Source organism: Actinoplanes teichomyceticus ATCC 31121, assembly GCF_003711105.1.
Classification (GTDB): domain Bacteria; phylum Actinomycetota; class Actinomycetes; order Mycobacteriales; family Micromonosporaceae; genus Actinoplanes; species Actinoplanes teichomyceticus.
Window position 1 is genome coordinate 5,877,292 of sequence record NZ_CP023865.1, and the last position, 13,060, is coordinate 5,890,351.

A 13,060-nucleotide genomic window follows, 5' to 3' on the forward strand; every position below is an offset into this window, starting at 1 on the left:
GCGGGCGGCATTGAGCTCCCGCATCGAATGCTGAAGCATCGATCCCGCGACCCACTCCTCACGACCACGCGTTTGGGTTCGGGCCAGGGCGAGGAGTGGCTCTCCGGCGGGTGCGGCGGTACGGCCGACGCTCGTGCGGTGGCTGGCTCACGGATGCCGACGGATGGGGAGGAACGGGATGCGACGAATCGGTGGCGGTGCGGCGGGAGCAGCCGTGTTCCTGCTGTGCTTGGTCACAGGATGCGGTACTCACCAGAGTTCGGGGAACTCGTTGCGATCCCTGCCTCCCGTACCGCCGCTCCGGCCGGGAACCGTAGTTCCCCTGGACGGGTACCTGCCATCGCCCGACGCGCAGGCACGGTCGGACCGTGCTCAGGCGGCGCTGGAGCGCGCTTGTCTGACCCGATACGGGCTGCGCTGGGAGGGGCCGGAAGAGTCGGCTTTGGACTTCGGCTCACGGTCGATCGCGTCGAAGCGTGCCGCGCGGCTGGGGGTGGTGGACGAGGGCCAGGCTGCGCAGTACGGATACCACGCGCCGCCGTGGAGTACAGGCCACCCTGGCGTGCGCGCTGCTGTGGCCGAGCACCACCACGACACGCCAGCCGAGCTGAACAAGGTGCTCTACGGCCTCGCATCGCAGTACGGCGGTCAGCGCGTCCCCACAGGCGGGTGCCGGGCCGAGGCAGCCGCACGGCTCATGAAGGGTGTGCCCAGGGTGGACCGGGGTCTTCCAGGCCGGTTGGAGCAGCAAGCGGCGGCGGCGAGCGCCAAGGACCCCCGACTTGCCGCGGCCCTACGTGCATGGGCCTCTTGCATGGAGCGCGCCGGATACCGGTACGCCTCACCCAAGGCCGCCGCGGACGACCCCCGGTGGGAGGACGCCAGTACTGCCACCGAAGAGGAGCGAGCCGTGGCGCTGGCGGACGTCCGATGCCAGAACGAGACCCGCTACCTGACCACCCTCATCGACGTGACGGCGGAGCATCAGCGCGAGCTGATCAGCCGTCATGCCACCGAACTCGGCCGACTGAAGAGCTTCGAGAACACCCGGGCACGGAACGTCGCCGAAGCGCTCTCCACGGAACCGACGGCCCTTTCCCCTTCGGGGGGAGGCGAGCGGGACAGCTCCCCATGAGCGGGGCAGAAAAGACAGCAACGATCCGGAAGCGAAGAGAGGACCTGACATGCGACGTAACCTCAAGACCGGGCTCGGCGCCTTGGCTATCAGTGCAACCTTTGTCGGGCTGTGGGCCGCGCCGGCGAGCGCTCACAACGTCAATCAGGGGAGCGACTACGCGTGGCACTCCTACGACGGGATGTCGTTCGAATATTGCGACTACGAGGGCGACAACCACTCCGTGTGGGTCAACTACTACACCAATGCGTCGACCAGCATGCAGTCGACGGAATCGGTCAACGGCGTCGCCAAGTGCAACCAGTATTACCTCAGCAGCGTGCTGACCAACCTTAGGGTGGTCGAGGACAACCCCTCCAGCAGCACCAACTACTACGGCGCCTGGCACGGCTACCCGGTCGCACGTTCGTAACCCCGGCACGAGGACGATGCGACGGCGAGGACGGCGGGTTCCACGGGCCCGCCGTCCTCACATGCACAGGCCGCAGCCCGGCGACCTCGCCGGCCCGCTGCAGGGCACGGGCCATCCCGGTGCCCGACGTCCTGGTCACCGGCGTGCGCAACTCTCCATTTGCGAGATGTAGCTGTCGGGGCTGCGGGAGTGCCGCCAGTGGCCGTACTGAAGCCCAGGTCCTCACGGATCGCACCGCAGAACCGCGACCAGGGGTTGAAGCCCTTGCCAGTGCGCCCAGGGCGGTGCGGCCGTCGGCGCCGAGGAACACGGTGCGGATGGTGCCGCCCTTGCCGCGGACGCGCCTCGACACGAGGACGCGAATTCCTGCTGTTCCGCGGCGACCGCATCGACGTGCGTGAGATGTCCGGCATCGAGGCGAGAAGCCGCAGCGGCGGTTGCAGTGATCGGCCGCATACCGAGTGTTATGCAATCATGCTCTTTCGTGGAGCCTGAGCAGATCTGTCCCGATGATGCCCGCGATGTCGTCGCCTTCCTGGCGATGCTGCTCCGGCTCCGGCAGCGGTCCGGCCTCACGTACCGCCAACTGGAGCAACGAGCCCGTGAGATAGGCGACGTACTGCCGCGCAGCACCGCGGCCGACATGACCCGCAGGCACACCCTGCCCAGGGCGGACCAGCTTGCCGCGTTCGTTCGCGCCTGCGGTGACGGTGCCCGCGTCGAATCGTGGCTGGCCGCCCGGCATCGGCTCGTCGGGCGATCCGCGTCCGTTGACGGCGCCCGCCCGCCGTCTCCCGGCGAGCGGCACCCGGACTCGACCGCCTCCGCGCCGGTGGCCCGCGACTACGCCGAGAAGCTGCTCGGTGCCGGTCGGCCGGGTGAGGCGGTCTCGCTGCTGGCGCGGGTGGTCAGTGACGCCCCGGCCGACGACGAGTCGCGGCGACTGCTCGTGCTGGCGCTGCACGCCGATGGGCGTACCGGCGATGCGGCTCGGATTTGCCAAGAGGGCGTCGACGCAGCCCGTGCCCGGGGCGCGGACTCGGCGCACCTGGCCGCCCTGCACCGCCTCGTCGTCGACCAGCAGCTGCCGGTGATCCACGCCAAGCGTCCACGACCAGCCCCGCCACGGATGCTCCCGTCGGACCCGGCCCGGTTCGTCGGCCGTGACAGGCAACTGGCCAGCGCGGCTGCGTGCCTGAGCAGCGCGCCGGACCGCAGGTCGATGATCGTGCTGATCACCGGCACGGCGGGCGTCGGCAAGACGAGCTTCGGCATCCGGCTCGCCCACCACGTCGCTGGCCACTTCCCCGACGGCCAGCTCTTCATCGACCTGCACGGCTTCTCACCTCGGCAGACCCCGGTGGCGCCCGTCGACGCGATCGGTGACCTGCTTGCCGCCCTGCAGGTGCCAGCCCACGCGGTACCGGCGACTTTACCCGGACGTATCGCTCTGTACCGCAGCCTGCTGGCCGGTCGCCGGATCCTCGTCCTGCTGGACAACGCCGGTGACGCCGACCAGGTCCGGCCGTTGCTGCCCACCCCGGCCGGGTGCGCCGCCGTCGTCACCAGCCGCAGCGTTCTCACCAGCCTGGTCACCACGGACGGCGCCCAGCCGCTGACCCTCGACGTCCTGACGCCGGCCGAGGCCCGGGAGTTGCTCGCCCAGCGCGTCGGCACGGCGCGGGTCACCGGTGATCGGGCCGCGGTCGAGGAGATCGTCGACCGATGCGCCCGGCTGCCGCTGGCGCTGTCCGTCGTGGCCGCTCGCGCCGCGGCACGACCCGATTTCACCATCCGATCGCTAGCCACCGAGTTGCGCGACGCCGGCGACGTCCTGGACGTGCTGCGCGGCGGTGACATCGGCACCGACGTACGCGCGGTCCTCTCCTGGTCGTACCGTGGTCTGAGCAGTGCCGCGGCCCGGTTGTTCCGGTTGCTGGCCCTGCACGTCGGTCCGGACATCGGTGTCGCCGCCGTGGCCAGCCTGGCCGGCGTCGCGCTGCGTGAGGCGACGTCCCTGATGGCCGAGCTGACGGCGAACCATCTCGTCACCGAATCGCAGCCCGGCCGCTACACCTGGCACGATCTGCTACGCGGCTACGCCGAGGAACTGGTGGAGACCGAACCCGCGGCGCAATGCCGGGCGGCGCTGCGGCGGCTGCTCGACCACTACATGCACACGGCATACACCGCCGACCGGGCCCTCTGGCCACAACGCCACGACATCCCCCCGCCGCCGCCCGCCGCCGACGTGATCGTGCAGGCGCACACCGAGTCAGCCGCGGCCATGCGCTGGTTCACCACCGAACAGGCCGCACTCCGGGCCGCGGTGGCCCACGCCCCGAGCGTCGGGCTGCCGGCACACGGCTGGCATCTGGCCCGAAATATGAGCACGTTCTTGTACCGTCGCGGGCGGTGGTCCGACCTGGTCACCATACATCGAACGGCGGTCACAGCTGCGGAGCGCGCGGGTGAGCGCGGATGGCAGGCGCAGTTACACCGAGAGATGGCACTCGCGTACGCGCAGCTCGACAGCTGCCCGGCCGCGCGTACCCACCTGAGCATCGCGGCCGACCTGTTCCACCAGCTCGGCGATGTCCGTGGGCAGGCCGAGACGCAGATCGCCCTCGGCTGGGTGTGTGAGGTCGAGGGCGACTACCCCGCGGCGCTGCAGCACGACGAAGCCGCCCTGCGCCTGTACCGTTCGATGGACGATCACTCCGGCGAGGCCCGAGCCCGCAACGCCGTCGGCTGGGACTGCGTCAGGCTCGGCCGGTATCACGATGCGATCGTCCACTGCCGCGAGGCCCTAAACCTGCAGCAGGCTCTCAACTCACGTCCGGGACAGGCTCGGGCATGGGACAGCCTCGGTTTCGCCCACTATCACCTCGGCGAGCACGCCACCGCCATCGGCTGCTACGACACCGCACTGGAATTCCACCGACAGGACGGTGACCGGTACAGCGAAGCGGAGACACTGCTGCACCTGGGTGACGCCCACGACGCGGAGGACACCGCCCCAGCCGCGGCCGCCGCGTGGCGCGCGGCGTTGCACATCCTCACCGACCTCGAGCACCCGGACGCACGACTAGCCTGGGCACGCCTACACGCCGGGGCTCCCCTGCGAACGGCCACTCCCTAACCGCCGCCCGGGACTCGGTCACGCGGGCCGGAACCGAGCACGGCGGGGGTCGGCCAGGCCACCTCGGCAGGCTTGACCGTCCGGGCCAGGCATGGCCGACGCCGCGGCGCAGGCGTGGTGCCTGAGCTCGGCGCGGGCTGCGGCGAGCCGGGCGGGATCGGTGTCCGGCACGTACCGGCGCCGGGCCGGGCCGCAGGCGGCCGCGGTCGCGGCCCGGCCGCCGCCGGCCTGCGCGGTGGCGGCCGCCACGGCCTGGTCCTACCCGACGCGCAGGCGCTCGTGCGCGGCCGCGGCGACCTGCTCCCGCACGACCTGGTGGCGATGCTCGACGTAGGCGCGGGCTGGCGCGGGCGGCTCGTCGTCGCTGGCGAAGGGTGGTGTCCAGCAGCCACGATGGCGGCGCTCAACGCCAGCAAGTTCGTCTCGCCTGCAATCCACCGCCCGGCACCTGGTCGTCTGTCGCGGTAAGACCTCGACCGCCTCACCAGTGAACCCCAGCCCTACCCGGCGCGGATCCCGGCGGTGGCACCGATCGCCTCGGCCAGCGGGACCGCAGCCCTGTCCCGGGTCCCACAGACCTGCGCGCGTGCGCCCGCCCGGACGGGCGTACACGTGTGCTGACGGGCGGACGCCCGGGCGCGCGTGCGCGCGAGAGCCGACGCAAGCCGCCCAGCACGACTGCCGTGCTGGGCGGCACCACCGCTGGCGTGTCGGCCAGCCCTGACCAGCGCTGCCGTTGACTTCGGGCTGACTACTCGATCTCGGACATGGCTAACCCATTGATGCGGATGGCTAGGCTGTCGTTGGTGATCAATTCCTTGGACCAGGCGGCGACTTCAGCGTGCGCGACCTATCTGGAGATCGCGGACCGGCGCGCGCCGGGCCTCGTGGAGGGTTTGTACCTGCAAGGCTCGATCGCGTTGGGCGATTACCAGGCTGGTGTCAGTGACATCGACTTCGTCGCCGTCACCAGCTCGACGCCCGACCCTGGCCAGGTGCGCGCTATCCACGGGCAGTTGCGGCGGCATGGTCGCAAGCCATTCTTCGATGGTCTCTACGTCAGCCGCGATGAACTGCGGTCGGACCCCGCGACGCTGCCGGGCGGCATCGCGGTCCACGAGTGGCGGGTCAAGACGGCGTCGCCGTTCGAGCGCAACCTCGTCACGTGGCACGTGCTGGCCCAAGCCGGCGTGGCGGTGCGTGGCCCGGCGGTGGACAAACTTGACATCTACACCGACTGGCAGGCGTTGGCCCAGGCCACCCGGCGCAACCTCGACGAGTTCTGGGTCCCCTGGGCCGCCCAAGCGGCCTGGTCCCCGGCCGGGTTGACGGCATGGGGCACCACCTGGGGCGTCCTCGGCGTCGCCCGGCTGAGGCACACACTCGCCGCTGCGCGGATCACCACGAAAACGGAAGCCGCCGCCTACGCCACGGCCACGTACGACCAGCGGTGGCACCCCATCATTCAGGAGGCGCTACGCATCCGGGTCGGCGGTCCACCGGTATACCGCAACCCGTTGCGCCGCCGTGCCGACATGCTCGGGTTCATGCGTGAGGCGCTGCGCGGCTGAGCGAGTACGTCGGCTGTTGATCTTGTTCGAGAATCGGGTCGATTCTCGTGCACCCGGTAAAACAAGATCATTACCCGGGTGGGAGAACCATGACGTTCATGCCGGGCCAGTCCGGCAAGTCCTCAGCCCGCAGTCCGGCCTTGATCAAGCTGTGGCGCGCGGCATCGTGGTATCGGGCGCGGGCTCTCCAGTCCGCACCGGGGATGGGCCAGCGGGTGAGTTCGTGCAGCAGCCGGCGGGAGGCGTCGGGCTGCGTGACGCGGCGCCGGAAACGATCCCCCGGGGAAGGCCATCATCGTGCTGGCGCGCCGAGCAGCTCGGCCATCCGTGAGACCGAAGGTTTGGGTGTTCCACTTTCAAGGAAGTGGAACGGGCGTTCGGGCGAACGGCGGAGCACCGCGGCGGCTACCGCAGCCGATGTGTGATGGCGCGGAACTGCTCGTCGTCCATCATCTGGGTCATGACCACGAGCACCGCGAGCGCCTCGGCCGCCGAATTCCAGGCCGCCGCCGACGAGATCACCGGCCAGATGAGCCGGTACGTCCCGGACACCTGGGCGACGGTCGTGCTCCCGGCCGGCTTCACCCTCTACACCGTCTCGGCGGCGATGGTGGCCGGCTCGCTCGATGCCCACGCGCAGCTGCTCCGGGCCGGCGTTCCGGGCTCGGCGGACCGGTGAGCACGGCCCGGCCGGCGCGGACGGCTCCCGTCGGCGCCGGCGTCTACCACCGGCCCAGCCGGGACTGGCTGCTGGTCACGTACCTACGGGATGACGAGTAGCTTGCCGGTGGTACGCCGAGCCTCCAGATCGCGGTGAGCCTGGGCGGCCTCGGCGAGCGGGTAGCGGGCCGTCACGGTGGTCTCAAGCGCCTTGATGCGCACCCATTCAAGCACGTCGGTGGCGCGCCGGAGCAGCTCGGATCGATCGGCGATGAAGTGCCCGAGGCTCGGCCGGGTCAGGGTCAGCGAACCGCCCTGGGCGAGCCGGATGGGGTCGAAGGGTGGCACGGCACCACTCGCGGCGCCGAAGAGCACCAGGTGGCCGCGGGTTCGCAGGCTGGCGAGGCTTGCCTCGAAGGTGTCCCTGCCGACGCCGTCGAAGACGACAGGCAGGCCCTGGCCGCCATTGAGCCGCTTCACCTCCGCCGCAAGGTCGTTCACTGCGGAGTAAAGGATCACCTCGGCGGCCCCGGCGCGCTGCGCCAGCTGGGCCTTCTCCGGTGTCGAAGTCGTGCCGATCACTCTGCCACCGAGATGGGTGATGAGCTGGGTCAGTAGAAGCCCCATGCCGCCGGCAGCAGCGTGCACGAGCACCGTGTCGCCTGGCTGGACCGGGTAGGCGTCTTTGACGAGGTAGTGCGCCGTCATGCCCTGCAGTAGCACGGCGGCGGCGGCCTCGAAGTCGACGCCGTCGGGCAGTGGCACGAGCCGGGAGGCGTCCACGACGGCCTGCTCGGCATAGGTGCCGGGAATCTCCACCCAGCCGACCCGGTCTCCCACGGCGACGTCGGTGACGTCTGGTCCAATCTCGACGACGGTGCCCGTGCCCTCAGTGCCCGGGGTGAAAAGCAGCGGGAGGGTGTACCGGCCCTGGCGGTGGTAGACGTCGAGGAAGTTGACGCCGGACGCGGCGACCTCCACGACCGCCTGGCCGGGACCTGGCACCGGTTGATCAACATCGACTAGGCCGCGTTTCGTAAGTGCGGGCGAGGTGTGACGTGTCCCGGCGTGGCGGTTGTCGATACGAAGTGAGGTCTCCGGTAAACGGGTTAGCGACCAAGCAAACCTGAACCACCGGAGACCTCGTGCCCAGGGTAGCGGCAGCGAGGCGACACGATCTCACCGACGTTCAGTGGGCGGTGCTGGAACCTGCGCTGCCTGCGGAGCCACGGCGAGGCCGTCCGCCGCGATGGACGAAACGGCAGATCATCGATGGGATCCGGTGGCGGGTCCGGGCGGGAACACCGTGGCGGGACGTGCCCGAGGTGTACGCACCCTGGCAGACGTTGTATCGCTGGTTCCGGCGCTGGCAGCGCGACGGGACGTGGGCGAAGATCCTGGCCCGGCTCCAGACCCGGGCCGACGCCGCCGGTGACATCGAGTGGGCGGTGAGCGTCGATTCCACGATCAGCCGTGCCCATCAGCATGCCGCGGGTGCCCGTCGTGATGGTGACCTGCAGAAGGAACCGCCGGGTGGGGTGTTCGCCGAACCCGGCGATCATGCTCTGGGCAGGTCCCGGGGCGGGTTCACCACCAAGACCCATCTGGCCTGTGAGCAGGGTCGTAAGACGCTGTCGACGGTGATCACCGCTGGTCAGCGGGGTGACAGTCCGCAGTTCATCAAGGTCCTGGAACGCATCAAGGTCTATCGGGTCGGTGGTGGCCGGCCCCGTACCCGGCCGGATCTGGTCCTGGCGGACAAGGCGTACACCAGCCGGGGCAATCGCGGGTACGCCCGCCGCCGCAGGATCAGGGTGTGCATCCCGAGCAAGGCCGACCAGGACGCCTACCGCAAGGCCAAAGGCTCCAAGGGCGGGCGTCCTCCGGCGTTCGACCCGGTCGTGTACCGGCAGCGTCACGCCGTGGAATGCGGCATCAACCAGCTCAAACAGAACCGGGCGATGGCCACCCGGTACGACAAGCTTGCCGTCCGCTTCGAAGCCACCGTCACCATCGCCGTCATCAACCAATGGCTCTGATGACCTTTACGAAACGCGGCCTAGTCGCAGTACCTCGGGGCCGCCCACTTCGGAAACCTGAATCGCTCGCATGACCCCTCCTGAAACGGCTCTCTTCCCGCCACCAAGTCCGGTAGCGGCGATCCGATTCCCGTCGCGGCGAGGTGTCGTAGCCGTCACATTCAGGTCAGTGGCAGAGCTGCTTGCTGCCCCGAGCGCAAGCAAACCCATCCGCTCTTCGGCTACTTGTTTCATTGCTCTAGGACCGCGGCCCGGCCAGGCTTCGGTCTAGACGTCCGGGCTGTCGCGGCCGGCTCGCGGAGCTGCGGCGCGGTCCAGCCGAGAGTCTGTTTGAGCAGGCGGAAGGTGTGCTCGATGTCGAAGCGACGCAGGAACGCCTGCCAGCACCGGTCGACATCAGCGGTGGTGGCGTCGACCTTGGACCACCACAACCAGAGCGGCTTCGGATCGCCCCGGCTCGGCAGGTGCTCGACGGTGAGCCGGATGACCGTGCCGGCGATGATCGGCAGCGGCTGGTCGTGGTCGACCCAGGCCGCCCGGCGGGTCAGCCGTGGGTGCAGCCGGTCCCAAGCCTGCGCCCGGACCTGCCCGTAAAGACGGGTGGCGGTGTGCGTAACAGCCTGCTCAACGTCCCAGGTTGCGGGGTCACCGAAGACGAACTCCCCGCCGTGCTTGGCCAGCCGACCGCCCAGCGGCTGGTAAACGCGGGGCGGCGTCGGCCGGCGCAGCACCCGGTCCGAGCGCATCCGGCCGAGGATCTCGATCGGTAGGTCCGCAACAGCCAGGCGATGCGCGGGGCCTCGTAGCCGGCGTCAAGCACGATCAGGATGTCCCGGTCGCCGGGCTTCCACTGCCTGGCGGCGGTCAACCGGTCGACGAGCTGGCGGATCTGCGCGCAGGTGATCGCGGTGACGTCCGCGCCGGGCGGCAGTCGAACCGCGTCCAGCAGCGCCGTCCAGGAGGTCCGGCCGGTCTCCAGGGCGGCGACGATCGAGTACGGCCAGCCCGGGATCATGCGGTGTTCGTCCTTGCCACGCCCGTACGTGTGGCAGAACGAGCGCTGCGGGCTGCAGTTGCCGTCCGGGCGCAGCCACGGCGAAACGTCCACCGCCAGCACCAGGCGGCCGTCCGCCGCTCGCGGCAACGGCAAGCCGGCCAGGCACCGGCGCAGCGACTCGACGTCGATACGGCCGTGGTTGAGCGCGTCATACAAGGCGCCGTGACCACGGCGGTGCTCCGGCGCCAGCGACAACCCCACCAGGCTCTTCACTGGCCCATCGGTGCACAACAGCACGTCCGTCAGCTCGAACAAGGCGTCCGCCCGGCTGGTCATGCACTGGTAGAGGTGCTCGCGGAAACCCGCCAGCAGATCGATCGCTTTCGCCCTGTCCGTCACGACCGTTACAACGAGCCTCGATGGCTATGGACGCGGCCCCACCCGCTCCGGCATGCCGAAGCGTCGCCCGCCCATCCGCGTCACTACTTCCATGTGGTGCGGGCCATTATGGCAGGGATGTCCTCAACATCCGGTAAGACTTAGCAGTGGAGTCATTCGCCTACCAGGTGCGTCGGTTTCGGATCTGGGTCGACAGCGGGGCACCCGACGTGCTCGGACTCGGTCATGGAGGCGAGTGGGAGTGCAACTATCCCTACTGGGATGAGCTGCGGGACGCGGCACGCCGGCACATCGAGACGTCGACGCAGCTTAGTGATCTGGAACGCCGCGAGCTGCTTTACATCTTGGCTCGCGACAACGAAGACGAGCAGATCGCTGAGATGTTGAGCGCTTCGCCTCGAGTTGTCGAAGAGTTGCTGCCACTGGCTCTTGAATATCCCGACCCCGACGCACGGTGGCAGATCGCGACAATACTCCCGGCCGCCTTAGGTGATCGGGCCATCGAACCCTTGAGGCGGCTTGCGCAAGATGGCGATGACTACGTCAGACGCCGAGCTCGTGCAGCCCTCTCCAGCATGGGCACCACCTGACCGTCATCCCGCATTCGATCAACGCGCGCTTGGTCTCGGCTGTCCTGGGAGGAGGGACAGGTCGACCCGTTGATCTCCGCCCTCGGAGAGGCCCGGCGGGCCGAGGAGCAGGCCGAGGAGCTGATCCGCGAGCTGCTCGCGTACGGCCGCGAGTTCGTCCAGCCCCGCCCGTACACCCTCGGCGACCTAGGGAGTGTTTGGATTGTTGATCGTTCGTTGAGCATGCGTGGCGCGTGGTGACCTGACCAATGCTCAATGGGCTCGGCTGTCGGCGGTGCTTCCGCCGGTACGGATGGGGCGTCCGCCACGGGATCGCCGGACGGTGATCAACGGGATCCGGTGGCGGGTCCGGACGGGGTCGCCGTGGCGGGACATGCCGGAACGCTATGGGCCGTGGGAGACCGCATACGGGCTGTTCAGGCAGTGGCAACGCGACGGTGTCTGGGCCGAGGTCCTCACTCGGCTGCAGGCCGCCGCCGATGCCGACCACATCATCACCTGGGACGTATCCGTCGACTCGACCGTGTGCCGTGCACATCAGCATGCCGCCGGCGCCCGGAAAAGGGGGACGATCAGAAACATCCGCCGGGTGGGGTGGACACCGAACCCAACGACCATGCCCTCGGCCGGTCACGTGGCGGGCTGAGTACCAAGTTGCACTTGGCCTGCGAGCAGGGCCAGCGGCCGTTGTCGATGCTGGTCACGGCTGGTCAAGCCGGTGACAGCCCGCAGTTCGAGGCGGTCCTGGCGGGGATCCGGGTGCCGCGCCTGGGCCGGGGAGCGGCAAGGACCCGTCCAGACCGGGTCCTTGCCGACAAGGCTTACAGCTCCCGCAGCAACCGTGCTCACCTGCGCCGACGCGGGATCCGGGCCACTATCAGCGAGCCCTCGGACCAAGCAGGGCATCGACAACGACGTGGCACCGCCGGTGGCCGGCCACCCGCGTTCGATCGCGAGATCTACAAGCAGCGTCATGCCGTTGAGTGCGGCATCAACCGCCTCAAGCGGTATAGAGCCGTGGCGACTCGCTACGACAAGTTGGCCGTCCGCTACCTCGCCACCGTGCGAATCGCCGCGATCGGCGAATGGCTCCGATGACTTACCAAACACTCCCTAGCCGCAGCCGCCGGCATGTCCATCTCCGGCGTGCGCACCGCCTACAACCACCGCGACGTCGACGCCACCGGCGCCAAGCCGCGCGAATGGCGAGCCCAGGACCCCGCCCCGGCCCGGGACGATGGCGAGGTGCCGGCATGAACGGAACCTGTATCTGCCGCTTCCGCTGGCCGTGGTTCTACGTCGTGATCGAGGGCGTGCGCTACGAGGTCGAGCCGTCCGAGGCCGACACCCCGACCAGCGCGCTGTTCCGGGCCTGGTGCGCCGGCTGCGGTGCCGAGTACACCTACCCGTTCCGGACCGTCGCCGCGCAGACCCGTGCTGCCTGATCCCTTCCCTCACATCGAGAAAGAATCTATTGACGGGAATAGGGGCGTCATGCTAAGCGCTGCCCCTTCTCGCGTGGCCGCAACCGTGGCTTGAGCAGTCGAGCATGAGGAGCCGATTTGACCAGCGTGGACTTTCACGCCCAGTGCGAGTCGTACGTCCGGATCTCGATCAAAGACCTCAACGGCAGGTACGGCGTCTACCTGGACACCGACCACCCCGACCAGCACCGATACCCCAACGTGAAGGTCGCCGCGTGCGAGCTCGCAGCCGGACACCCGGGCGAGTGCGAGATGTTCGTGGAGGGCGAGGGCTCCGGCGGAGAGCCGTACCAGGGGTATTGGCTGGCCTGGCACCGCCGTAGCAAGTACGACGAGCTGCAGGACACCTACCGTTGGACCATCCACTCCGCCTGCTGCCAGGCACAGAGCCCGACCGGCTGGCAATGCAACCGCTACGCCAACCACGGCGGCGGGCACGCATTCAACATCGAAAACTGACGAAACTCGGCAGGGACTTCAGCTCAGGTGTCGGCAATCGGCGCTCCAGAGTTGGAGTCCCTGCTGCGCATGACAGGAAACGTCGACGTTGTCGATCCTTGAAGGATCAATACCAAGATCACCCTTAGCGTGACTTTCCCGAACGTTAGTCCCCGAGCGCCGGCCTCCTGGC

General features: G+C 69.1%; 14 protein-coding genes and 1 pseudogene. 13 read left to right on the forward strand and 2 right to left on the reverse strand.

What is annotated here, in order from left to right; all coding sequences use genetic code 11:
• Nucleotides 1-442: 442 nt before the first annotated feature.
• From ACTEI_RS25735 to ACTEI_RS25760, 6 genes are all read left to right on the forward strand, one after another.
• A complete protein-coding gene (locus ACTEI_RS25735) occupies nt 443-1,135 on the forward strand; it encodes a hypothetical protein (RefSeq protein ID WP_203723872.1) in 693 nt (230 codons plus the stop codon).
• Between the two features lie 49 nt (nt 1,136-1,184).
• Nucleotides 1,185-1,547 (forward strand): hypothetical protein, encoded by a 363-nt coding sequence (locus tag ACTEI_RS25740; protein ID WP_122980016.1) that lies wholly within the window; start codon nt 1,185-1,187, stop codon nt 1,545-1,547.
• A gap of 484 nt (nt 1,548-2,031) precedes the next feature.
• Nucleotides 2,032-4,689: an ATP-binding protein gene (locus tag ACTEI_RS25745; protein ID WP_164466112.1), complete on the forward strand. Its 2,658-nt coding sequence runs from the start codon at nt 2,032-2,034 to the stop codon at nt 4,687-4,689.
• A 117-nt stretch (nt 4,690-4,806) separates the two neighbouring features.
• Entirely contained in the window at nt 4,807-5,157 is a 351-nt protein-coding gene (locus tag ACTEI_RS37380; protein WP_164466114.1) for a hypothetical protein, read from the forward strand.
• Between the two features lie 338 nt (nt 5,158-5,495).
• Nucleotides 5,496-6,260, forward strand: a complete 765-nt coding sequence (locus ACTEI_RS25755; protein WP_164466116.1) for a nucleotidyltransferase domain-containing protein — start codon at nt 5,496-5,498, stop codon at nt 6,258-6,260.
• A 460-nt stretch (nt 6,261-6,720) separates the two neighbouring features.
• Entirely contained in the window at nt 6,721-6,939 is a 219-nt protein-coding gene (locus ACTEI_RS25760; RefSeq protein ID WP_145830945.1) for a hypothetical protein, read from the forward strand.
• Between the two features lie 83 nt (nt 6,940-7,022).
• Here ACTEI_RS25760 and ACTEI_RS25765 read toward each other — a convergent pair whose 3' ends face one another.
• Nucleotides 7,023-7,901, reverse strand: coding sequence for a quinone oxidoreductase family protein (locus ACTEI_RS25765; protein ID WP_244940648.1), 879 nt, complete (start codon nt 7,899-7,901; stop codon nt 7,023-7,025).
• A gap of 164 nt (nt 7,902-8,065) precedes the next feature.
• Between ACTEI_RS25765 and ACTEI_RS25770 the strand changes: the two genes are divergently transcribed.
• Complete coding sequence (locus ACTEI_RS25770) at nt 8,066-8,959, forward strand: IS5 family transposase (protein ID WP_122975831.1); 894 nt, start codon at nt 8,066-8,068, stop codon at nt 8,957-8,959.
• Nucleotides 8,960-9,234: 275 nt separating this feature from the next.
• Here ACTEI_RS25770 and ACTEI_RS39225 read toward each other — a convergent pair.
• Nucleotides 9,235-10,355: pseudogene (locus ACTEI_RS39225) on the reverse strand (NF041680 family putative transposase); the annotation flags it as partial.
• Between the two features lie 146 nt (nt 10,356-10,501).
• Here ACTEI_RS39225 and ACTEI_RS25780 point away from each other — a divergent pair.
• The 6 genes from ACTEI_RS25780 (at nt 10,502) to ACTEI_RS25795 (ending at nt 12,888) form a co-directional block, all read left to right on the forward strand.
• Entirely contained in the window at nt 10,502-10,945 is a 444-nt protein-coding gene (locus ACTEI_RS25780) for a HEAT repeat domain-containing protein (RefSeq protein WP_122980021.1), read from the forward strand.
• 69 nt (nt 10,946-11,014) lie between these two features.
• Nucleotides 11,015-11,185, forward strand: a complete 171-nt coding sequence (locus tag ACTEI_RS37875; RefSeq protein ID WP_211344361.1) for a hypothetical protein — start codon at nt 11,015-11,017, stop codon at nt 11,183-11,185.
• Nucleotides 11,172-12,043, forward strand: a protein-coding gene (locus ACTEI_RS25785) for an IS5 family transposase (protein WP_372443324.1) whose coding sequence is annotated in 2 segments (ribosomal slippage) — nt 11,172-11,514 and nt 11,514-12,043 — 873 coding nt in all. Because the reading frame shifts where the segments join, the coding sequence is not laid out codon by codon here. The genes ACTEI_RS37875 and ACTEI_RS25785 overlap by 14 nt, the downstream gene beginning before the upstream one ends.
• 33 nt (nt 12,044-12,076) lie before the next feature.
• Nucleotides 12,077-12,202 (forward strand): hypothetical protein, encoded by a 126-nt coding sequence (locus ACTEI_RS39050; protein ID WP_262384902.1) that lies wholly within the window; start codon nt 12,077-12,079, stop codon nt 12,200-12,202.
• Complete coding sequence (locus tag ACTEI_RS25790; protein WP_122980022.1) at nt 12,199-12,390, forward strand: hypothetical protein; 192 nt, start codon at nt 12,199-12,201, stop codon at nt 12,388-12,390. The genes ACTEI_RS39050 and ACTEI_RS25790 overlap by 4 nt, the downstream gene beginning before the upstream one ends.
• A 117-nt stretch (nt 12,391-12,507) precedes the next feature.
• Nucleotides 12,508-12,888, forward strand: coding sequence for a hypothetical protein (locus ACTEI_RS25795; RefSeq protein ID WP_122980023.1), 381 nt, complete (start codon nt 12,508-12,510; stop codon nt 12,886-12,888).
• Nucleotides 12,889-13,060 lie beyond the last annotated feature (172 nt).